This window comes from Bacteroides sp. 14(A) (genome assembly GCF_000526555.1).
GTDB lineage: Bacteria > Bacteroidota > Bacteroidia > Bacteroidales > Bacteroidaceae > Bacteroides > Bacteroides cellulosilyticus.
The window spans coordinates 849,035-872,228 of the sequence record NZ_JAGH01000002.1; the positions used below are offsets into that span (position 1 = coordinate 849,035).

General features: G+C 44.8%; 17 protein-coding genes and 3 pseudogenes. 15 read left to right on the top strand and 5 right to left on the bottom strand.

What is annotated here, in order from left to right; all coding sequences use genetic code 11:
- Positions 1-9: 9 nt before the first annotated feature.
- The 5 genes and pseudogenes from K429_RS0110775 (at position 10) to rbr (ending at position 6,642) form a co-directional block, all read left to right on the top strand.
- Entirely contained in the window at positions 10-2,043 is a 2,034-nt protein-coding gene (locus tag K429_RS0110775) for an NPCBM/NEW2 domain-containing protein (protein ID WP_026366927.1), read from the top strand.
- A gap of 40 nt (positions 2,044-2,083) precedes the next feature.
- The gene (locus K429_RS0110780) at positions 2,084-3,154 is read left to right on the top strand and encodes a glycoside hydrolase family 43 protein (RefSeq protein ID WP_026366928.1); all 1,071 of its coding nucleotides are present in this window, start codon (positions 2,084-2,086) and stop codon (positions 3,152-3,154) included.
- A gap of 147 nt (positions 3,155-3,301) precedes the next feature.
- A pseudogene (locus K429_RS30885) lies at positions 3,302-4,249 on the top strand (glycoside hydrolase family 27 protein); the annotation flags it as partial.
- The gene (locus K429_RS30890; RefSeq protein WP_369796088.1) at positions 4,250-5,869 is read left to right on the top strand and encodes a family 43 glycosylhydrolase; all 1,620 of its coding nucleotides are present in this window, start codon (positions 4,250-4,252) and stop codon (positions 5,867-5,869) included.
- A gap of 194 nt (positions 5,870-6,063) precedes the next feature.
- A complete protein-coding gene (rbr, locus tag K429_RS0110790) occupies positions 6,064-6,642 on the top strand; it encodes a rubrerythrin (RefSeq protein ID WP_007216470.1) in 579 nt (192 codons plus the stop codon).
- Between the two features lie 282 nt (positions 6,643-6,924).
- On the opposite strand, the gene nadB is transcribed toward rbr, so the two are convergent.
- Both nadB and K429_RS0110800 read right to left on the bottom strand, forming a co-directional pair.
- On the bottom strand, positions 6,925-8,496 hold the full coding sequence (gene nadB / locus K429_RS0110795) for an L-aspartate oxidase (protein ID WP_007211451.1): 1,572 nt from the start codon (positions 8,494-8,496) through the stop codon (positions 6,925-6,927).
- A 77-nt stretch (positions 8,497-8,573) separates the two neighbouring features.
- Positions 8,574-10,493: a hypothetical protein gene (locus K429_RS0110800; RefSeq protein WP_022208914.1), complete on the bottom strand. Its 1,920-nt coding sequence runs from the start codon at positions 10,491-10,493 to the stop codon at positions 8,574-8,576.
- A 236-nt stretch (positions 10,494-10,729) separates the two neighbouring features.
- On the opposite strand from K429_RS0110800, the gene K429_RS0110805 reads away from it, so the two are divergent.
- The 3 genes from K429_RS0110805 (at position 10,730) to K429_RS0110815 (ending at position 12,372) form a co-directional block, all read left to right on the top strand.
- Entirely contained in the window at positions 10,730-11,074 is a 345-nt protein-coding gene (locus K429_RS0110805) for a hypothetical protein (RefSeq protein ID WP_007211454.1), read from the top strand.
- A gap of 50 nt (positions 11,075-11,124) precedes the next feature.
- On the top strand, positions 11,125-11,535 hold the full coding sequence (locus tag K429_RS0110810; protein ID WP_007211455.1) for a PH domain-containing protein: 411 nt from the start codon (positions 11,125-11,127) through the stop codon (positions 11,533-11,535).
- 63 nt (positions 11,536-11,598) lie between these two features.
- Entirely contained in the window at positions 11,599-12,372 is a 774-nt protein-coding gene (locus K429_RS0110815; protein WP_052340649.1) for a LytTR family DNA-binding domain-containing protein, read from the top strand.
- A gap of 217 nt (positions 12,373-12,589) precedes the next feature.
- Here K429_RS0110815 and K429_RS0110820 read toward each other — a convergent pair whose 3' ends face one another.
- Entirely contained in the window at positions 12,590-13,801 is a 1,212-nt protein-coding gene (locus K429_RS0110820) for a hypothetical protein (protein ID WP_026366932.1), read from the bottom strand.
- Entirely contained in the window at positions 13,798-15,114 is a 1,317-nt protein-coding gene (locus K429_RS0110825) for a DUF4270 family protein (RefSeq protein ID WP_026366933.1), read from the bottom strand. Before K429_RS0110825 ends, K429_RS0110820 begins: the two co-directional genes overlap by 4 nt.
- A 281-nt stretch (positions 15,115-15,395) precedes the next feature.
- On the opposite strand from K429_RS0110825, the gene K429_RS0110830 reads away from it, so the two are divergent.
- Together K429_RS0110830 and K429_RS0110835 are read left to right on the top strand one after the other, a co-directional pair.
- Positions 15,396-16,451, top strand: a complete 1,056-nt coding sequence (locus K429_RS0110830; RefSeq protein ID WP_026366934.1) for a kelch repeat-containing protein — start codon at positions 15,396-15,398, stop codon at positions 16,449-16,451.
- A gap of 22 nt (positions 16,452-16,473) precedes the next feature.
- Positions 16,474-16,818, top strand: a complete 345-nt coding sequence (locus K429_RS0110835; RefSeq protein ID WP_026366935.1) for a DUF4907 domain-containing protein — start codon at positions 16,474-16,476, stop codon at positions 16,816-16,818.
- On the opposite strand, the gene K429_RS0110840 is transcribed toward K429_RS0110835, so the two are convergent.
- Positions 16,790-17,743: a hypothetical protein gene (locus tag K429_RS0110840; protein WP_026366936.1), complete on the bottom strand. Its 954-nt coding sequence runs from the start codon at positions 17,741-17,743 to the stop codon at positions 16,790-16,792. The two genes, K429_RS0110835 and K429_RS0110840, sit on opposite strands and share 29 nt — an antisense overlap.
- Positions 17,744-17,914: 171 nt before the next feature.
- Here K429_RS0110840 and K429_RS28655 point away from each other — a divergent pair.
- The 5 genes and pseudogenes from K429_RS28655 (at position 17,915) to K429_RS29850 (ending at position 23,015) form a co-directional block, all read left to right on the top strand.
- A pseudogene (locus K429_RS28655) lies at positions 17,915-18,482 on the top strand (ORF6N domain-containing protein).
- A gap of 71 nt (positions 18,483-18,553) precedes the next feature.
- On the top strand, positions 18,554-19,912 hold the full coding sequence (gene lpdA / locus K429_RS0110850) for a dihydrolipoyl dehydrogenase (RefSeq protein WP_026366937.1): 1,359 nt from the start codon (positions 18,554-18,556) through the stop codon (positions 19,910-19,912).
- Between the two features lie 166 nt (positions 19,913-20,078).
- Positions 20,079-20,504: a DUF2007 domain-containing protein gene (locus K429_RS0110855; RefSeq protein WP_026366938.1), complete on the top strand. Its 426-nt coding sequence runs from the start codon at positions 20,079-20,081 to the stop codon at positions 20,502-20,504.
- Positions 20,505-20,527: 23 nt separating this feature from the next.
- Entirely contained in the window at positions 20,528-21,949 is a 1,422-nt protein-coding gene (dacB, locus tag K429_RS0110860; RefSeq protein ID WP_026366939.1) for a D-alanyl-D-alanine carboxypeptidase/D-alanyl-D-alanine-endopeptidase, read from the top strand.
- Between the two features lie 145 nt (positions 21,950-22,094).
- Positions 22,095-23,015: pseudogene (locus tag K429_RS29850) on the top strand (hypothetical protein).
- Positions 23,016-23,194 lie beyond the last annotated feature (179 nt).

Consider the following 23,194-nt stretch of genomic DNA (forward strand, 5'->3'; position numbering starts at 1 on the left):
TCTTAAAATATGAAGAATAATATGAAGTCGTTTTTGGCCCTCGTAGGGTTTGTAATAGCGTCCATTACTACAGGATGTGGTCAATCCCATACTGTGTGGCTTGATGATTTGGATCTGACAGCTATGACTCAAGGTAATGGAGTAGCTATGAAAAATAAATCGGTTGATGGTAAAACCTTGACAATCGGAGGACAAACGTTTGAACGTGGAGTAGGTACTCATTCAGTCAGTGAGATAGCAATTCAATTGGATGGCAAAGCCGTATCATTTACGGCTCAGGTAGGGCTGGATGATGAGATCATCGAGCATAAAACGTCTGCCGAATTTATTGTAATAGGAGATGGTGCCAGGCTTTGGTCCAGTGGGATTGTAAAGGCAGGAGATGCGCCTAAATTATGTTCGGTTTCATTGGATGGAGTCAAAAGGCTTGAGCTGATAGTTGCTGATGGTGGTGACGGGCCTTACTATGACCATGCCGACTGGGCGGATGCAAAGATAATATCAAAAGGAAAGAAGAGTTTTCCTACACTTAAATTTATTGCTACGGAACCTTATATACTGACTCCACCCGCTCCCGCGACGCCGAGAATTAATGGGGCCTCTGTGTTTGGAGTGCGTCCCGGTTCGCCATTCCAATATCAGATAGCGGCTACAGGAGATCGTCCGATGAGATTTGCAGCGGAGGGATTACCGGCAGGATTGGAGATTCACCCGGAAACGGGTCTGATTACGGGTAAGCTAACCAAGGCTGGTACATTTGAAGTGGTTTTACAGGCGAAAAATGTGAAAGGAACGGCAGAAAGAAAACTTCGTATTGAGTGTGGTGACAGAATTGCTCTTACTCCGCCGATGGGATGGAACAGTTGGAACTGCTTCGGACACGAAGTCTCGGCTGAGAAAGTAAAACAAGCGGCAAGAGCTATGGTTGAAAGTGGTTTAGTGAATTATGGCTGGACTTATATCAATATAGATGATTCATGGCAACATCACAGAGATCCCAACGACCGGACCAGAGGTGGACGGTTGCGTGACGATCAGGGTAATATTATACCTAATGCCCAATTCCCTGATATGAAAGGGTTAACGGACTACATACATTCACTTGGACTGAAAGTGGGTATTTATTCTTCACCCGGTCCGTGGACTTGCGGAGGTTGCGTAGGCAGTTATGGTTATGAAAAGCAAGATGCCGATATGTATGGCGAATGGGGGCTTGATTATTTGAAATATGACTGGTGCAGTTACGGGGGAGTACTTGACCGTGATTTGGATAAGGATCCTTACAGCGTGTCTTCCTTGGCGTTTCAAGGGGGAGGGGATTCAATTGCCGGTAGAAAGCCATTTAAGATTATGGGCGATTATTTGCGTCAGCAGCCCAGGGACATTGTTTATAACCTGTGTCAGTATGGTATGGGAGATGTCTGGAAATGGGGAGATGCCGTTGGCGGCCAGTGCTGGCGCACGACTAACGATATCACCGATACTTGGGAAAGTGTAAAAGGCATCGCTCTTTCTCAGGACCGTGCAGCTGCATGGGCGAAACCCGGTAACTGGAATGATCCGGACATGCTGGTTCTAGGTATTGTAGGTTGGGGAAATCCTCACCAAACCAAGCTTAAACCTGATGAGCAGTATCTCCATTTCAGTCTTTGGAGTTTATTCTCTGCACCGCTTCTGATAGGTTGTGACTTGGAGAAAATGGATGATTTTACCCTGAGTCTGCTGACTAACAATGAGGTAATAGCTGTTAATCAGGATCCTTTGGGTAAACAGGCCACATGTGTATATTCAATAGGGGAATTACGTATTTATGTGAAAGAACTAGAAGATGGCAGTAAGGCGGTTGGTTTCTGTAATTTCGACCGGGAAAAGGCTGATATCTCTTTCCGTGATTTTGGTAAACTGAATATTACGGGTAAACAAACTGTGCGTGATCTCTGGAGACAAAAGGATATAAGAACCTTGGATACAGGACGGAAGCCATTGTCACTCAATGTTCCGGCACATGGTGTACTTCTTTATAAATTTACACCGGTTCAATGAAATGTAAAAAAATAGAATTACTTACTTAATTGTTTTTATCATGAGAAACACTCTTTTTATTGTTAGTTTATATCTGATCTTATCCGCTTGCGGCGAGAAAAGTAATGAAGTGAAATTTACTTCGGAGGGTAATCCGGTAGTTATGGATAAGTTTACATCCGATCCGGCGCCCATGGTACATAATGGGAGGCTTTACCTCTATGTGGGTCACGATGAGGCTGAAGAAGGACAGGACTTTAACATAACCGAATGGCTGTGTTATTCAACAAAAGATATGAAAACATGGACTGATCATGGAAGTGTGCTGAAGCCTACGGATTTCTCATGGGGAGTTGGCGAAGCATGGGCTTCCCAGGTTGTAGAGAAAGACGGGAAATTCTATTATTATACAACGGTACAGGCGGGTGCGCCATATAATAGTAAGGTGGTAGGAGTTGCAGTGTCGGATAGTCCGACAGGCCCTTTCATCGATGCTCGGGGTACACCGCTTATTACAGATGATATGACTCCTAACGGTCCTCGTGGATGGTGGAACGATATCGATCCGACCGTTTTTGTGGATGATGACGGCACACCATGGATGAGCTGGGGTAACGGTACCTGCTTCTTAGTGAAACTTAAACCCAATATGACAGAACTGGACGGAAACATAGAGATTCTTAAAATGCCGAAATTTGTGGAAGGGCCATGGATTCATAAGCGTGAAAATCTTTACTATCTGACGTATGCATCGATGGGTAAGGGGCGTGAAACCATTAGTTATGCCACGGCACCAAGTATGGAAGGTCCATGGACCTATCATGGAGTCTTGACAGGAATGGCAGAAAATAGCTTTACCATACATCCGGGAATCATTGAATTCAAGGGACAAAGCTATCTGTTCTATCATAATGCAATACTTACCATAGATGGAAAATCGGGTGCCACAGGGCGCCGAAGCGTGTGCGTTGACTATCTTTATTATCTACCCGACGGACGTATGGCGTATGTTGAGCAGACCAAAGAAGGTATTACTGTGAAGCCGAAGACTGCCGCCGAAGTAGCTGAGATTGTAAATCCATACACTGACGAAAAAGAAGTTGTGGTAGAAAAAGAAGTAATAGCGGATTGAATGTAAATTGAGCAAGTAATATTATATATCATGAACAAGAGAATAACTTTATTTCTCATTACCCTTTTAACGGTTTGTGGGGTACAATCGCAGAACAATAATCAAAATCGGAACGCTGATTTCCATAAATGGGCAGAAACACCACCTATGGGTTGGAATAGTTGGGATTGCTTTGGGGCTAATGTTACTGAGGCGGAAGTGAAAGCCAATGCCGATTATATGGCGGAGCACCTGAAAGACTACGGCTGGGAGTATATTGTTGTGGATATCCGCTGGTTTGTGGAAAACCAGACTACCGGTTACTATAACTTCAAAGATCCTAAATATGTGCTCGATGAATACGGCCGCTATATGCCTGCCGTGAACCGTTTTCCATCAGCTGGCAACGGAAATGGATTTAAGCCTCTTGCTGACTATGTCCACAGTAAGGGATTGAAGTTTGGTATCCATCTGATGCGCGGTGTACCCACACTTGCCGTAGAGAAGAAATTGCCGGTGAAAGATGCCGGTGGAGTAACGGCTGCTGATATTTATTCTACCGACTGGAAATGCCCCTGGTTGGGAGATAACTACACGATTGTAGCCGACAAACCGGGAGCGCAGGAATATTATAATTCAATCTTCGATCTGTATGCTTCATGGGGAGTGGATTTTGTTAAGATTGATGATCTTTCCCGCCCTTATCATCAGGCGGAAATAGAGATGATACGTAAGGCGATTGACCGTACCGGACGGCCGATTGTATTGAGCATGTCACCGGGAGAAACCGATGTGAATAAGGCGGATCACGCTGTAGGGCATGCTAATATGTGGCGTACGGTAGATGATTTCTGGGACAATTGGCCGCATCTTTACCATCAGTTTGAAGTATGTCCCAAATGGGCGCCTTATATAGGTCGTGGCGCATGGCCCGATGCCGATATGTTGCCGTTGGGGCATATTGATCTTCGAGGTAACGCCCGTATGAGTAAGTTTACGCGGGATGAACAATATATGGTTATGACGTTGTTTGCTATGTTCAAGTCGCCGCTGATGTTCGGTGGGCACTTACCTGATAATGATAAATTCACCAATTCGCTGATAACGAATGAAGAAGTGCTCTATGTACATAGGAACTCTGTAAACAACAAGCAATGGTATAATAAAGATGGCGTTATAGCCTGGACAGCTGATGATCCCAGAAATGGAGATAAATATCTGGCACTGTTCTATGTAGATCAGAAAGAACCCCGAGAGTCACATCCTGCCAATCGGAAAGTGACTGTAGATCTGAAAGAATTAGGATTTGGCGGAGCTGCCAAAGTACGTGATATCTGGAGGAATCAGGATCTTGGCAATTTCTCAGGAACGGAGTTCTCACCTGTCATCAATTATCACGGCGCAGGGTTGTACAGGATCTCGAAAAAGTTGAAAGTACAGACTAACAATCCGATTATTCAGACTAAATATACAGCCGATCCGGCACCAATGGTGCACAATGATACTGTATTCCTTTATTCAAGTCACGACGATGACAATGCGAAAGGCTTTGTTATGCGCGAATGGTTGCTTTATACTTCGACTGATATGGTGAATTGGACAGATCACGGAGTGGTTGCCTCGCTGAAAGACTTCAAATGGGTTCCTTATGACAATGGTGCCTGGGCACCGCAGTGTATTGAACGCAACGGGAAATTCTATATGTATTGTCCGATGCCCGGTGGGATAGGCATCGGTGTGCTGGTTGCCGATAGTCCTTATGGGCCGTTTATAGATCCCATTGGAAAGCCATTAGTGAAAAACAGTTATGCTGATATAGATCCTACGGTGCTGATTGATGATGATGGGCAGGCTTATATGTATTGGGGAAATCCGGATTTATATTATGTGAAGTTGAATGAAGATATGATTTCCTGTGATGGTGAAGTAGTGCATGAGCAGATGACACATGAGGCTTTTGGCGAACGGAAGGGGAATCAGAAACGCCCCACTTTGTATGAAGAAGGGCCGTGGGCTTACAAGAGAAAGAATAAGTATTACATGGCGTTCGCGTCCACCTGCTGTCCCGAAGGCATGGGATATTCGATGAGTGACTCTCCAACTGGTCCCTGGGTATATAAAGGTATGATTATGGAAGGTGACAGAAGATCAAATGGCAATCATCCGGGTATTATTGACTATAAAGGGAATACGTATGTCTTTGGCTTCAATTATGATATCCATTTTTCCAAGATTTCCCAGCACTATGAGCGACGCTCTATTTGTGTGGAGAAACTGACCTTTAATCCGGATGGCACAATTCAGCAACTGCCGTTCTGGACGGCAAAAGGCGTAGATCCGGTGGGCAAGCTCGATCCTTACCGTCGCGTTGAAGCCGAGACAATAGCTTGGAGTGAGGGCTTGAAGACAGAAAAGAGCGAGGCAGGTATGTATGTTACGGCTATTCACGACGGGGATTATATTCGTGTGCGCAATGTCGATTTCAAGAAAGGGGCGAAGTCATTTGAAGCAGTTGCTGCATCGTCTTCTTCCGGTGGGCAAATAGAAATTCGTTTGGATGACAAAGAAGGTACGCTGATCGGCACCTGCGTTATTGGCAATACAGGTGGTCCGGAAAGTTGGAAGACTTTCCAGGCTCAGGTTGATAAAGTAAAAGGCGTGCACGATGTTTACTTCATCTTTAGAGGCGGCGAAGATGAGCTATTTAACTTCGACTGTTGGAAGTTTATCAGATAGCGGACAGTTAAGGCTTTAGTTCATTATTGCTTGAATAGATTGTATCGGAAATAGATGTTATCTATGTCTGTATAGATAAATCCGATGAATAAAAAGTGTGTAAATATCAAACAAAATCCTTACTTTTGTGTTGTTAATAAGAATGACTAACGACAATTGATACGTAATTTACTAACTAAATAAGAAAAAGAACTATGGCTAAAAGTGTTAAGGGAACTCAAACAGAAAAGAATCTGTTGACCTCATTTGCAGGAGAATCACAAGCAAGAATGCGTTACACTTATTTTGCAAGTGTAGCTAAGAAGGAAGGTTACGAACAAATTGCTGCTATCTTTACTGAAACGGCTGATCAGGAAAAAGAACACGCTAAACGTATGTTCAAGTATCTGGAAGGTGGTATGGTAGAAATTACAGCAAGCTATCCTGCCGGTGTTATCAGCACTACACTGGATAACCTGAAAGAAGCTGCTGCCGGTGAGCACGAAGAATGGTCTTTGGACTATCCCCACTTTGCTGACGTAGCGGAAAAAGAAGGTTTCTATGAAATCGCTGCTATGTACCGCAACATTTCAATTGCCGAGAAGGGTCATGAAGAAAGATACCTGGCTTTCGTAAACAATATCGAGAATGCTACAGTATTCGCTAAAGAAGGTGAAGTAGTATGGCAATGCCGTAATTGCGGTTTCATCTTCACAGGTAAAGAAGCTCCTGAAGTTTGCCCGGCATGTTTGCATCCGCAGGCTTATTTCGAAGTGAAAAAAGAAAACTATTAAGAAATTCTTATTTCTATGATAAAGAACGCCCGGGTGTTTCGCTTGAAGAAACATCCGGGCGTTCGGCATTAATAAAGGAGATAACTCCTTAACCCGTTGGCGGAATTACTTTCTTTCTGGCGGGTTATGAATTAATTCACCACAGAGTAACACAGAGTTTCACAGAGTTTAATCAATTTGAAATCAAAAGAATATAACTCCGTGAAACTCTGTGTTACTCTGTGGTGAAAACTCATTACTATGCCGGGATGAATTAATTCCGCCAACGGGGGTGTCCTTATCCTATTTTTTTGCGTGCGGATAATCAATCGTATAGTGTAATCCCCGGCTTTCCTTGCGTTCTATAGCCTGGCGGGTAATCAGATATCCGACATTGACCATGTTGCGCAGTTCGCAAATTGCCCTGGATGCCTTGCTACGTTTAAAGAGGTCTTCCGTTTCCTCATATATCATATCCAAACGTACCCAGGCACGTTTCAGACGCAAGTCGCTTCGTACGATACCTACATAGGCTCCCATAATTTGGTTCACTTCTTTCATGCTCTGAGTAATAAGCACCATCTCTTCGTTGGTCACAGTTCCTTCGGCATTCCATTCCGGTATTTCGTGGTTGAACTCATAGCGGTCGAGTACGCTTAGCGCATGTTTGGCGGCAGCATCGGCATAGACAACCGCTTCAATCAAAGAGTTGGAAGCTAGACGGTTGCCTCCGTGAAGACCTGTGCAAGAACATTCTCCTACAGCATACAGGCGATTGATGGAAGATTCTCCGTTTAGGTTTACCTTGATGCCACCACAGAGGTAGTGTGCGGCAGGAGCTACCGGGATATAGTCTTTGGTGATATCGATACCTAAGCTGAGGCACTTTTCGTAGATATTCGGGAAATGCTTCTTGGTTTCTTCCGGATCTTTGTGCGTGACGTCCAGATATACATGGTCGTCACCGCGTTGCTTCATTTCGCTGTCGATGGCACGTGCCACGATATCACGCGGAGCAAGAGAAAGACGCGGATCATATTTCTGCATAAACTCTTCACCACCCATATTGCGTAATACGGCACCATATCCGCGCATCGCTTCCGTAATAAGGAAACAGGGACGGTCGCCCGGATGATAAAGCGCTGTGGGGTGGAACTGGATGAACTCCATATCCTGTACGAAACCTTTGGCACGGTAGACCATGGCAATACCGTCTCCGGTAGCAACCAGCGGATTGGTGGTGTTGCGGTAAACAGCACCTACACCTCCCGTAGCCATCAGCGTCACTTTGGAAAGGAAAGTATCCACTTCGCCCGTGTCTTCATTCAGCACATACGCTCCGTAGCACTTGATGCCCGGGGTATGGCGGGTTACGATGATACCCATATGATGCTGCGTGATGATTTCTACGGCAAAATGGCGGTTGAATATTTCGATATTGGGGTGCGTCTTTACGGCTCTGATAAGGCTTTCCTGTATTTCGGCACCTGTATTGTCTTTGTGGTGCAGAATGCGGAATTCGGAGTGACCGCCTTCTTTATGGAGGTCGAAGTCTCCCTTATCGTTCTTGTCGAAGTCCACTCCCCAGTCTATCAGTTCTTTGATTTGTCCGGGGGCCTCGCGCACCACTTTCTCCACGGCGGCGCGGTCACTGATCCAGTCGCCTGCAATCATGGTGTCTTCAATGTGCTTGTCGAAGTTATCTACCAGTGTATTGGTTACTGAGGCAATTCCCCCTTGGGCGAAGAAGGTATTGGCTTCTTCCAGTTCCGTTTTGCAGATGAGTGCTACCTTACCTTTATGAGCCACTTTCAGAGCGAAACTCATGCCGGCTATACCGGAACCAATTACTAAAAAGTCGAACTCTTTAATCATATTTCGTATGTTTAAGTACTGCAAAGCTACAAAATAACTGGGTTGCTTGTACTTTTCCTGTATATTAATTCACGATTTTATGATAAGTACTGCTTTATAACCTCATCCAGCGACTCCTCTTTTGTAAGCTTTATTTTCTTACGCATACGCGAACGGATCATGTTGACGCTACTCCGGTTGATGCCCATTATCAAGGCTATTTCGTCCGTACTTTGATTCATGCAGATGAGCATGGCCAGTAGTTCCTCGTTGCGGGTGAGTTGCGGATATTTCTCCCGCAACTTAGGCAAGTAAAGCGGATATATGGCGGCAAATGATTTTCTGAAGGTGTTTTCGTCTTCTTTACTGAGCAGACTTTGTCCGGTCAGTTGGCTGACGGTGTTCAGGTTGTTGGCGGCCATTGCCTGCTCTATCTGTCCGGTCAATAGTTCGTTGTGCCGATTCAGTTCTTGCTGACGGGCCATTAACTTTTGTATTTCCTGTTTACGCTTTTCCAATAACAGGCGATTCGCCTTCCTCTTAGTGATAAAATAGGCAATGGAAATGATAAGTAACAACAACAGTGCAATGGAGATGTATATATTGAAGAACAACTGATGTTGTTGCAGCTCTACTTGTGCGGAAAGCAACTTGTTCTCCTTCTCTTTACGCTCGGCATCAAACCGGATATTGGCGGCGGCAACGGCACGTATCTTTTCATCCAGATTCAGGGAGTCAGCGAAGAGCTGGTCTCGGTCGTAGCAACGGAAGAAGGCATCGTCCATTCTCATCCTCCGGTAGTAGTCCATCAGTATCCGGTTGGCATTCTTCTCTTTTCCGATCATGTCCATCTGGGCAAATCCACGGGCTGCCTTTTCTATAAGAGGTATTCCTTGTGAGGCCTTACCTGTCTCCAGCAGAGCACGTCCTAAATGAAGGTTCAGGTCATACCTGGCCCATTGAGGCATGCGGGTACTGTCCGGACAAATGCTTACTGCAAGCTGTAATGCCTTTTGTACAGAGTCCGGATAGTCCAGATAGCTATCTACTGTGAGGACTTTGTTGACAAACACACCTTTAAAGCTTTCCTGTTCGGCTGAAGTTTTCCCGGCCCGGTCCAGATAGTAGAATACGGAATCTTTATCCTGGATTCTGCGGAATATTTCTGCACGATAGCGATAGAGATCGCCCAGTCCGAAGCTGTCCTTCAAGAGTGAATAGTATTGGGCTTTGGAATTCAGCTCTAAGGCACGGTCGTACATGCCCAGTTCGGCATAGAGGTTGGCCTGTTCGCCATAGGCTATCACTATATTAGGAGGGGCTATGCTATCATTATAGCTGTTGATAGCTTCCTGATTAGTGGCTACCGCTTTTTCGTATTCACCGATCAGGCGGTAATAGATGCCCAGTCGGGATATGATGCGGAGCATATTGTGGAATTTCCCTCCCTGATGGTAACATTCCATCGCTTTCTCCAGGAGTCGGATAGCTTGGGGAATATCGTTACCAGAATAGATATAAACTCCGCTGACAATTTCGGCTTGCGGAATGTAACGGTCGGCATCATCGTATTCGGGTAATTGCAAGTATTCGTCTGCCAGCCGGATGGCTGCCTCGTTGTCTCCGCACATCTGGTGCAAGCCTGCCCGCGCGGATAACAGTTCGTGTTTGCAATGTTGTTGCAGAAAGGGAGCATTGTTGAGGCTATCCAGATATTCTATACCGGGACGAAATTGCTTGCTGCCCAGATAACTGAAATAGAAGAAGTTGACCATCTGCCGGGCATATTTGACCATTGTATCTTTAGGCTCGGTATGATCTGCTACGGCCAGCAATTCGGATATCTTTTGTTTGCCTTCGTCAATGGCTGCCTGATGCTTTCTCTCTTTCAGTAATGTGTTCAGCTGTTGGATAGTCTGCTGCCATTGCTGTGTGTCCTGATTGCCTGAAGAATGTGGGGGGACGGTACAGGCTCCGGCTGACAGCATGAGGAGTAACATAAATGTTTTTATCTTCATAAGTTGGAGGTTTATTTGGTTTGCCGGACAAAGATACAATTCCATTTTAAAAAAGAAATAAGTGCTACCTCTATTTTTTTATGTTTTATTGAGCTTGATAATGAGAGAGATACATTTTTGTATATTGGATTGTACATTGGTTATTTATGGTTTAATCTTATAGTTTCTGCAAATTTGCAATCTATAGAAGACTAACCAAATAATAAATTAAGGTGGAAAAGATGTCACGATTGTGTATGAAAGAAATCAGTAGGGCTTTGATAGAGATGATTTCCGATGAATCGCCCTATGCTTCGAAGGATATGCTTTGCGGAGCGCGTGGAGCCGTTTTCCGCGAGATATTTATTTTTCATTATCCAGACTTTATAGAGAAGGTGCAGAAGTTGGTTCCCGGTGCTACGAAAGATGAGGAATTGCTCTGTATGCTGATTGCCGTTGGGCAGTCGGTAGATGAGATTGAGCAACTGTTTTGTTTGCCGGCAGAGCAGGTGTATATGTTCCGTAAGTCGGTATGCTGGAAGATGAGATTGGAGGAAGAAAAGCTGTTGGGTGATAAATTGCGGGAGATATTGGAAGGATAACTCCTGCTGTTCCGCAAAAATACCTATCTTAGCGGCAAAAACAGAACAAAATGAATCGTATCTTCCATGCCCGCATTGCTATAGGGCAATATTTGTTTTTAGTGCTGACAACGATTATCGTTATTTATGCCATGTGGATGCAGCATGCTGTCATGGCCGTCCTTTTCATGCTCCTGCTCGTCATCGCCATCGAGCGACTCATTCATACTACGTATACGCTGACCACAGACGACAGGCTCCTCCTTTTTTACGGACGCTTTTCCCGTTCGGAGGAAATATCCCTGAAAGACATTATCTCTGTGGAGCGGGCCTCGTCCATGAAAATAGGACGTTTCGCCGTGATGCGCTATGTGCTGGTGAAGTATGGAACGAGGGGGAAATGTGCCGTGCTGCTTCCGGTGAAGGAAGATATGTTCATAAAAACCCTTACGAATCGTTTAAATGAAGTGAAGAAATACTAATTCTCTATTCCCCTGTTGCAGCCTTCCCGAGAGTCGTCCGTCTAATTTCTAAAAATAAGAGAAATGATGATGAATTTGACTTGTGCTATTTTGCATGCCGACAGACAGGTGAGTGAACAACTAGAAGCGTTCATAGCCAAGACACCCTTTCTTGCTTTGTGTGGAAAGTACAGTAATCCTATTGAGGCTTTGAGGGGTTATTATGATAATAAGGTACACCTTTACTTTGTAGGAATCGGGCAGGAAGAAACGGAGGGCATCAACGGGATGGAATTCAGTAAACTACTCTCTCCGTCCACCCGTGTCATATTTATTGCGGATACTCCCCGGTATGCCGCCGAGTGCTTTCGGCTGGACGCATTGGACTATCTGATATCCGAAGTCAGTTTTCCGGTTTTTTTCGAAGCGGTGAATAAGGCTTCGCGTTGGTTCAGCCTGAAAGGTGAAACGGGAATGCCGCTTACCGTTCTTCCCGAAAAGTCTCAGACGGAAACTTGCCAACCGGAAACGCTCAAGGTGATTTATGTGAAGTCCGACAATCGGATTTTCCGCTTGGATATATCCCGGATATCCTATATCGAAGGATTGGGTGATTATGTGAAGATTTATAGCAAGGACGAGCCAAAGCCTGTGCTGAGCTTGTGCACGATGAAGTATATGGAAGAGAAACTGCCTTCCGATGAGTTCATACGCGTCCACCGTTCGTTTATTATACGCAAAGACTGCATACGCATCATAGAAAGCAGCAAGATTGCTTTGGACAAGAGAAGTATTCCTATCGGAGAGGTTTACCGGAAGAAGCTGAAGAATTATATTGCTGATTATTCTGTTCTTTAACCTGTTGCGATGCTTGTTTCCGGAATTAGCTCACATCGGTACAGAGGTGGGGTATCTTCTCACTACGACTGAGGGTACTTCCCATTACGACTGAAGGTACTTCCCACTACGACTGAAGGTACTTCCCACTACGACTGAACAGGTGTTTCACTACGACTGAACTCAGTGGAACACCAAGTGTTTTATCACACAGGAAGTTATGCTTCTTGCATTACCCTTATTTCAGCTTTGCCCGTGATATTCTTTCTCCGAACGTAAGATTCAGATTTACGCTAAAACGACTTTCCTGCATTAGGCTACTACGTGAATTTATTTGTTTCCGCCAGGTGGCGCCCAATGAAAGATAAGAATAACGAATGGGAAAACTCGCCCCGGCACTGATCTCCAGATACTTCATTTTTCCACCTCTCAGATTTATATAAGAATTGCTGAAACCTACCCCTCCCATTAGTTCAGTGGACCGGGGATAGCGTGGGTTTGTGGTATAAATTCCCCCGATATTCATCTTGTGCTGATTCTCATATTTCATGGAAGTGTAGGAGGAAGTGTTACGGCTCCAGTCCAGATAATTGTAGTCGGCGGTAACCACCCAACGTTCGGTAGTCATGGACACTCCGCTACCGATGTGCATGGGCAGGTATTGCGTCCGGCTATGGTAACTCTTGTCAAGGTTGTCGCTGGTAGAGGAATTACTATAAGTCAGATTATTGTCGTGGCTGATTTGAAGGGAGGGAGCAAATACTAACCCGGCCGCCCACTTCTGCCTTCCGGTAGTATTGAATTCATAATGTACTCCGAAGTCGGCGTAAAAGGCACGTTTGGAAGATTCATATTCCACAATGGCACTCTCCTGTGTTTCACTTTGAGTAACTGTTCCCAGTATGATGCCCAGATTCACACCTACCGACAGATTTTTGGTCAGTGCAAAGGCATTGGTAAGATAACAGCGGTATAAGCCTCCCGATCCTTCAAATAACGAATAAGTATAGCTTCCGGGCATTCCTTCCACCTCTTCTTCGGTCTGGATGACGTATCCTACACTGCTGTAAGGCGATGCACCCACCATGGCATACCAGCGCGGCAACACACGGAAGCCTATGCTGAAGCGGTTGGGATTGCCCATAAAGCTGGAACTGTGATCGTTCTGGAAGGAATAGCGGGCATACGAAGCCGATGCACCGACATCAAATATAAAGCAGGTGCTGTCCATTCGGGTGATGGCTGCCGGGTTCAGAGTGTTCTGGAAGCCGGGCTTGTTCAGGGCTATGCCGATATTGCCCATTCCGGCATAGCGTCCGCCGTCGCTGGTACTTAATTCACCTATTCCATACATGGAAGTGGGCAGGTTTGTGGTGTTTTGGGCTACGATAGAAAGGCTTGTTGCACATAAACTGCACAGCATAAGGGGAATTCGGTGGTGATGTTTCATTTTTCGTTGTATATTTTAAATCTGATATCTAATTTGCATTGTCTCTCCTGGTCGGGGTCGTTGGCAAAGATTATCTGATTGAAGGTCGTTATCATTTCATTGTCCGGCAGACTCAGCAGTAGTTTCTGTCGTTTGATGCCCCATGTGCCGAAGTTGTTGCGGATGAATTCGGTCACGTTAAAAGAGTAGTAGGTATCCCGCCCGAACATCTCGTCTACACTCAGATTGCCAGTCTGTACCGTTACGCCGTCGCTGCCATATACATAGTCTTCCAACACATTGTTTTCGTCCGTGATGTAGAGGCGGATATCTTCCGGTAGCTGGTTCAGCTTGTTATAGCTTCCGGCCTGCGGATAAAGGTAGAGGGTGGCGCTTTCTATGGAGACGATTTCTCCCGCATCCTGTAAATTGTTCAGATAGGGGAACTCTATCTGGTTGTAGAGCCCGGTTAATCCCTGCATATACGCATGCTTGTCCAGATCGTAGGAGTGGATAAGGTTTTCTATTCCGCTTTCCAGAGTGGCAAGGGAAGTCCCTGTTCGGTCGTGACAAATACCCGTGTAGGCATAATCTGTATTTACGCTGAATACCAGTTCTTTTTCCGTGCGCTGGCTGGTTATCTCTTTATAATGCAGGGTGATGGCCATGGATGATTCATTCACCAGGAATCCTATGATACATCCTCCGTTGCTTTCGGCCACGAGGGCCAGTCCGGGAAATTTTTCCTTGAACTTATCCTGGCTGTCGAAGTAGTCTTCTTCGGCTATGAGGTCTGTCAGCAGTTCTTTACCCAGTTCGTCGGGCAGACGTATCTCCAATTCTCTTTTTTGTCCGGGGCGTGGAGTGAAGGTAAAGCTGAGCAGGGGAGTACTCTCGGTGGGCAACGCGGTGGTGGTGTATAAATCTTCGTCATCATCCAGATAAATAGGCTGTTTCAGCCGGTATACTGAGATGCGTTGCTGTGTCAGCGTATCGCCCCAGAAGTGGCCGGAGGGTGTCATCCGCAGTACGAGTGAGTCGAAGCTGTAACTGTAGTTCTCGTTGGGAGTGAAACTGTTTGCGGAGTATTCGGCATAGTAGGTGGCAGAGGCTTCGCCCCATGACGGATCCTTGTAATGTCCCAGCTGGCAGATGCTGTCTCCCCTGGTTTCTATGGAGTCCATAAGAATGGTGCTGATATCCACGGTGCAAGTATCTACATATATATTGTAAAAAGAACTGTCGACCAGGCTTTTGCCCAGTTCTGAGTTTTCGTCCTGGCAGGCACAGATGGCGGCGATTATTATAATCAGGCTATACAATAACTTTTTCATTGTTCATAGTGTTTTTGAGCTACAAGTTATAGGCTACGAGCTACAAGTGGCTGCGCTATCATACCGAAAGGCACTCGTAGCTTGTAACTCTTAAATTCTTTCGCAAAGGAAAATGAAATCTTCCATATCTTCCTATTAAAATCGGCTATCGGGCGGGTTTTATCGGTAAAGCTATTTACCGAAAAATTAGTGCTGTTTGTCGGTTATATTTGCTGATGAAGTACTTGCCGCCTACTTTTGCTACCAAAAATATAGTAATTAAAACAAGTTCTGAAGAAAAAATGAATCGACTATTATTTGGAATGATGCTGCTGGCGGTTGGATGCCTGGCCGGCAGTTGTACGGACGACGATGAATACACCCAGGGTGTATGGATGAGAAGGTCGGACCTGGACGGGGTTGCACGGGGACAAGCCAGTAGTTTCACCATCGATAATAAAGGCTATCTGTGCTGCGGTTTCCGTGGGACAAACAAGACATACCTGAAGGACCTTTGGGTGTACGACATCAACAATGATTATTGGACACAATGCGCTGATATGCCCGATGAGGCGCAAGGTCGCCACAGTGCAACTGCGTTTGCTCTAAATGGAAAAGGCTACATTACCACCGGTGTCCAGAAAAATGAGTCTACGAACCTGGCGGATACTTGGGAGTATGATCCCAATACAGACAGCTGGACACGGAAAGATGACTTTGGCGGAGGTGCGCGCTATGGTGCGCTGGCTTTTTCCATCGGTGGATATGGCTATGTGGGTACGGGGTATAATGACAACTACTTGAAGGACTTCTATCGTTTCGACCCTAATGCCGCTACCGGACAGCAATGGACAATCGTGAGTGGATTTGGTGGATATAAACGTCAGTACGGTACAGCTTTCGTTATAGATGATGTGGCTTACATTTGTTGTGGGGATAACAATGGTACTCTGGTAGACGATTTGTGGAAGTTCGACGGTAACGATTGGAAACAGTTGCGTGACATTGCCAATAATGATAGTGATGAAGATTATGACGACGATTATGCCATTACCCGTGCGGGTACCGTATCTTTCGTCATAGACGGTAGGGGATATATCGCAACAGGAACCCGTAGTGGGGTGACCAGTGATTATTGGGTATATGATCCTGAAGAGGATTTGTGGTATGGTGATTCTGATGATGACTATACGCCGATGACGAATGTGCATAATGTCAGTTCCGGAGGTTCATCACGTTCTTATGCGGTGTCTTTCTCCACAGGTAAGCGGGGTTTTGTACTGTCGGGATCTTCGGGAACCAGTTATTTTGATGATGTCTATGAGCTCTTGCCTTATGAGCAGGAAGATGTTGATTAGTGCTTTTTCTATATAAAGATTTATGAAGCTGATGTTTATTGTGAAGATAGGTGTACTGTCCCTTGTGGCAGTATGCCTTTCTTATTGTTCCGGGCGTACGAATGCCGCCGGAGAAAAGTTATCCTGCCGTTCCATGCAAGTGGAAGGGGGATATGGATATGTGGTGGTTTACGGGGCAGATACACTGATTTATCAGCCTTATATACCTGCCATAGGTGAGAAGACAGCTTTTACATCAGAAGAAGATGCTTTGAAAATAGGTACATTGGTGTGTCGCAAGTTAGCGGAGAAACAACCTCCTGCCGTGAGCCGGGAGGAGATTGTTGAAAACTTACCGTCTATGCGTCTTCCGGCGGCAGGTCGCTGACCTCATGGCGTATAGGAGAACAATCATAAGGGTAATTCTTTAGCAGTTTCCCTGTAATGATTTTCTTTGTGTCGCTGCCGGGCCTTGACAAGGTCATAGTGTAACTAACTTGCAAGGCTTTATAATAGATGTCAGCCTGATATCTGTTTTGCTTCATGCCGACCATGTCCATCTCGAAACTAATATCTTTTAATTCACCTCTGTACATTCCTCTGTCGGTGTATTTCTGCTTTTCTTGCTCGAAGATAATTTGTCCGTCTACAATGTTTCCCGGCATATCCACATAGCGGCTTTCTCCTTCGGGATTCATCCATTCCTTGGGATATTCGCCGGTATAGGTATCGAAGTAATATTCAGTAAAAGCATTGTAGAAGGGGAAAAAGGAAGTCTTCTTTATTTCTTCTCCGCTACCGGTTCTGTCTATCCTGGTGATTCCCCAAGGCTTTGTTCCGGCTTCTCTTACTCCATCAAATTCATCCAGGGAGTAAGTGATGGATTCTATCTGATAGTAATTGGTGCATATCTTCTGCTGGATGAATATTTGTTCTGAGTAAAGTCCTTGTTCGGTACTCAGTTTGAGAATCAATCTGCGCTCTTCCCCTGCAAAGTTATCATTCAGTTGTATAGTCAGGGATTTTGCCTTGTCGCGGGTGATGCTGCCCCAATGGAAGCGTACGGTGCCCATACCCTCCAGTTTTAAGGGATACCCATTCTCATCTGTCATGATGCCTCCATCCGGATACATAACGGAAGCCACAATCCAGTTGGTTCTGGTCATCGGGATCTCTATGGAGCTTGCATCGCCTTCGACAGTAAATTCTTCTGTAGAAGAGAAACGTTCATCATTTGCATTATCACAGGCTGTTCCGCCGAAAAGGATGACAATGGAGAATATTAGCGCTTGGAGTACGTTCGTTCGTTTCATGTATCTTTAGTTTCGTTAGTTTAAATAGCTTTTGTTTATAGACGTATTTTATTGGAAAATACTGCAAACAAAGGTATGTTTTTTTAGCAAGAAAAAGATAGGGGGTGATACTTTTTGTAGAATATTAGTTGTACCTTGTAGGTCTTTAAATCAACAAAATACATATAAAGTATGGAAAACAAATTACAAGTCATCAGGGAACAGGAAATAGAAGCATGTCTAATAGAACTGAGAGGGCAAAAAGTCCTGTTGGATAGAGATGTGGCAATACTGTACGGAGTAGAAACGAAAAGGGTGAATGAAGCGGTGAGAAATAATCCGGATAAGTTCCCGGAAGGATATCTTGTCTCTTTACAAGTGTCTGAAAAACAGGAACTGGTCGAAAATTTCGACCGGTTCAAAACATTAAAGCATGCTACAATGGAGCCTAAAGCTTTCACTGAAAAAGGGCTTTATATGCTTGCTACCGTTTTGAAAAGTCCCCCGGGCTACGGCTACGACTCTTGCCATTATAGAATCTTTTGCCCATTTAAGAGAACTCTCCCGCAATCTAAATATCTTGTCAACAGAAACAGATGAAGGTAAACAGAAAACATTGACTCAACGCAGCAGTGAGTTACTTCACGAATTATTGTCTGTAGAAGAGAAAGGGGATACAACAGAAACCGAATCTTCGATAGAGCTGAATTTATATGCCTTAAAGATGAAGCGTACGGTGAAAAAGACAAAGAAAGGATAATTGTTTTGTGCAGATAAGAGAGGTTTTTATTAACTTGCAGGCAGTTTACAAGTATACTAATAAATAAGACTATGAAATACCAAGTTGCCATTATCGGTGGAGGTCCTGCTGGATATACTGCTGCCGAAACAGCCGGAAAAGCCGGATTGAGTGTAGTGTTGTTCGAGAAACAAAATTTGGGTGGAGTCTGCCTCAATGAAGGTTGTATCCCTACTAAGACTTTGTTGTATTCGGCAAAGACGTATGATTCCGCGCGTTATGCTTCCAAATATGCAGTGCATGTCTCCGAAGTCTCATTTGACTTGCCGAAGATTATTGCCCGCAAACAGAAGGTAGTGCGCAAGCTGGTGCTGGGCGTTAAAGGCAAACTGACGGCACATGGTGTAAATATCGTGCAGGGAGAGGCTACCATCATTGACAAGAATACCGTGGAGTGTGGTGGCGAAACTTATGAATGTGAAAACCTGATTCTTTGTACGGGTTCGGAAACCTTCGTTCCGCCTATTTCCGGTGTGGATACCGTACCTTTCTGGACGCATCGCGACGCTTTGGATAATAAGGAGCTTCCCGCATCACTTGCCATTATCGGTGGTGGAGTGATTGGCATCGAGTTTGCTTCTTTCTTCAATAGTCTGGGTGTACAGGTCACTGTGATAGAGATGCTTGATGAAATTCTGGGCGGCATGGATAAGGAACTTTCTGCTATGCTGCGTGCAGAGTATGCCAAACGTGGAATTAAGTTTATGCTTAGTACAAAAGTGATATCTATTGCTGAGGCTTCTTCCGATGATGGGAAACCACAGGTACAGGTGAGTTATGAGAATGCGGAAGGTGCAGGTGCTGTATTGGCTGATAGATTATTGATGAGCGTAGGCCGTCGTCCGGTGATAAAAGGATTCGGGCTCGAAAACCTGGATTTACGAAGGACTGAACGGGGAAATATCTGTGTGAACGAATGTATGCAGGCCTCTGTTCCGGGCATATATGTATGTGGTGATCTGACGGGTTTCTCTTTGCTGGCACATACAGCCGTGCGTGAGGCAGAAGTAGCTGTGCATACCATACTTGGCCAGAAGGATGTTATGAGCTATTGGGCTATTCCCGGGGTGGTATATACCAATCCGGAGATTGCAGGAGTAGGGCAGACGGAAGAAAGTCTGCAAATGAAAGGTATTAATTACCGTGTTGTAAAACTCCCGATGGCTTACTCCGGTCGTTTTGTTGCTGAGAACGAAGGAGTGAATGGCGTTTGTAAACTTCTGATAGCAGATGATGAGACCATATTAGGAGCACACATACTGGGTAATCCGGCTTCTGAAATTATCACTCTGGCAGGTATGGCTATCGAACTGAAACTGACTACCGAAGCCTGGAAGAAAATAGTATTCCCGCATCCCACGGTTTCAGAGATTTTTAAAGAAGCGTTGTAGTACTAAAGTGCTGTAAACAACTTGCAAGACTTTTATATCATAGGCTCTATACACAAGAGTCCATCCTGAATCCTGAAAGGACGAAATTGAGATATATCTGATTGCGTCCTTTCAGGACTTAAAGGCGATGGATATATGTTTCCTTGCCAACTTAAAGATTAGAACAATGAAAACTGTAAAATTGATGACTTGTAATGATGCAGCCCAGGCACACATCATTCAAGGAGCGTTAGAGAATGAAGGTATTTCTTCTCTTCTTCATAATGAGAATATGTCCACGTTGCTGCGTGGATATATTAATAACATTGCTGGAGTAGATATACTGGTCGATGAAGCGGATTACGAGGCTGCTGTTCGCCTGTTGGAGCAAAACCAAATGATTCCGGAACAATTGAAATATTGCCCTTTTTGCGGTTCATCTGATATTAAATTTGTGTTGAAGAAAGAGCATCGGGTGAGAGCCATTATGTCGGCTATTGTTTCTTTATTAGCAGCAACTCCTCCGGGGAACAATCATTGGGAATATGTCTGCCATGCCTGTGGAGGAAAATTTGAAAAACCGGTTGCGGAATTCCGTCCGGCAGAAGTGTGATAAGTGTCAGTAACTAAATTAGCATGAAAAAATATCTGTTGTCTCTTGTTCTTTCCCTCTTGTTTATTCCTGTAACCGTATGGGGACAAAATACGGCTGCTAAGGGCCTCTCTTCCCGTCTGGATACCTTGATTAAATATCAACTTCCTGTCGGCTCCAACGTTGGCATATCCATATACGACCTGACTGACGGGAAGTTTTTATACACTTATCAGGCGGATAAGCTCTCTCGTCCGGCTTCTACTATGAAACTGCTGACTACTATTACCGCCCTTGCCCATCCGGATGCGGATGATCCTTTTAAAACAGAAGTATGGTATCAGGGCGTGATTGAACAAGATACGCTGAAAGGTGATTTGTATGTTGTGGGTGGATATGACCCTGAATTTGATGATGAAGCTCTGGATTCATTGGTAAATGCGGTAAGTCGTTTCCCATTCTCGGTGATATCGGGCCATGTATATGGAGATGTTTCTATGAAAGACTCCATTTATTGGGGAAGCGGTTGGGCTTGGGATGATACACCTGCCTCCTATCAACCTTATCTTTCGCCATTGATGCTGAATAAAGGTCTGGTCACTGTTACGGCTTCTCCCGGCGAAAGGGGGTACTTGGCAAGTCTCGATTGTGTTCCTGTCTCTTCTTATTATACCGTAACGAATGAAACCAAATCCCGTACTCCTGCTGCCGGGCGTTTCGGGGTTTCCCGGGATTGGCTACAGAATGGTAACAACGTAGTTGTAAAAGGAAATGTGGAAAGTAAGCGGATAGGTACGGTTAATATCTATTCCTCTCAGGATTTCTTTATGCATACCTTTCTTGAGCGTTTGCGGGCAAAAGGTATCAGTTGTCCTGACGACTATTCTTTTAATGAATTGTTGAAAGATAGTACTTCGGTACAAATGGCCTTGTTTGAAACCTCTACCCAGGATGTTGTCAATCAGATAATGAAAGAAAGTGATAATCTGAATGCGCAGGCTTTGCTTTGTCGCCTGGGTGCACAAAGCACCGGAAAAAAGAGGATTTCGGATGAAGACGGACTTTCTGCTATCCGTAAACAAGTAAAGGCTTTGGGTGAAAATGTTGCCCGCTACAATCTGGCAGATGGTTGCGGACTTTCTAACTATAACTATATTTCTCCGGATCTGCTGGTTTCTTTCTTGAAGTTTGCCTATTCCCGTACGGATGTTTTTCAGAAATTATATAAGGCCTTGCCTATTGGTGGAGTAGATGGGACATTAAAGTATCGTATGAAACGCGGAACTCCTTCTTATAAAAACGTACATGCCAAAACAGGCTCCTTTACGGCTATTAATTGTCTGGCGGGTTATTTGCGTATGGCAAATGGGCATGAGGTTGCTTTTGCCATTATGAATCAAAATGTTCTTTCGGGAGCTAAGGCGCGTGCTTTCCAGGATGCGGTATGCGATGAAGTGATAAGGTGATGGGCTATAAGTAGGGATACTCAGAAAATGTTATAAAATTAGCCAACTAATCCATTGCGAGTTAGTTGGCTCTTTTGTATCTTTGGGTATTCCCCAAAATTTCAGGTTTGGCAGCCCAAACGGGGGAAATTCTTTTTCAGTGGATATGGTTAAGATACGAAATATAATTGAGATTCAGCCTACGTTAGGCTTTACAGAGTTTGATATTCTGCAAAACTATCAGAAAAGTTTTGCATGCAGTGAATTAGGTCGTCTTCACTCACTTTTCCCATTTTCATTCCTTGCCAAAGAGATGGGTATTAAAGATTCCCCTTTGGGTAGGAAAAGCTATTTTTTCTGCTAGTGGCAAAATAGCTCTGATGGTCCTGAAATCTTATACCGGATTGTCAAACCGCCACCTGGCGGAACATTTCAACGGGAATATCCACTTCTAACTGTTCTGCGGTATTCTGATTGCTCTTTCCCGTCTGATAATCAATTATAAGATTGTAAGTGCCATCCGTCAGGAACTTGCCGGTAAACTGGATGTTGATTCCCTTCAGGTTGTGCTTGCCAAACATTGGGGTCCTTATCTGGGCAATCTGTATGTATGTCTGACCGATATCACCTGTTACGAAAGTCACATATCTCACCGGTATAAACCTGCTTGGAAAGCTTCTTTGACAGACAGATGAGCTGAATTCCCCCATGGGTAGCGGCTCATGCATACTCCTGATAACCAACGACGCCTCTCTGTCATACGCAAGGTGTTCGTACAGCAGAAACAGTTTTTTGACAGTGGAAAGAATATATGTGACCGCATAGTCAGCATAGACCGGAATTATGTCCGTCCTATCTTGCGGCAAAGGATGAGCAGTTGCGGCAGATACTACGTTCTCATCTCAGCCGGGAGCGTGTAACACGTCTGGCCGGAAGCTTCGGTACACACCAGCAGCATTACTCCCTGACAAAGGTCAAGGCACGGAACAGGAAAACGGAAATCCTATGGATATTTTTCGGGATACATACATCGAGCGCCGTATTGATGACGGAGAAAATCAAAAACAGACAGGCTAAAGCTGCGTGACATGAAGTTATATTCTAAAATGGAGCAGCCTATGGGGACTCCCGAAATCTCATGCCCATACGGAGCTATTTGGAACATCCAAGGAAGAAAGGATAATGAAAATGGCATGTGAAACGAACAAATAGCCATTTACACATGCCATTGATTATTTTTTTGGGGCATTTACTGAATATCCCGGA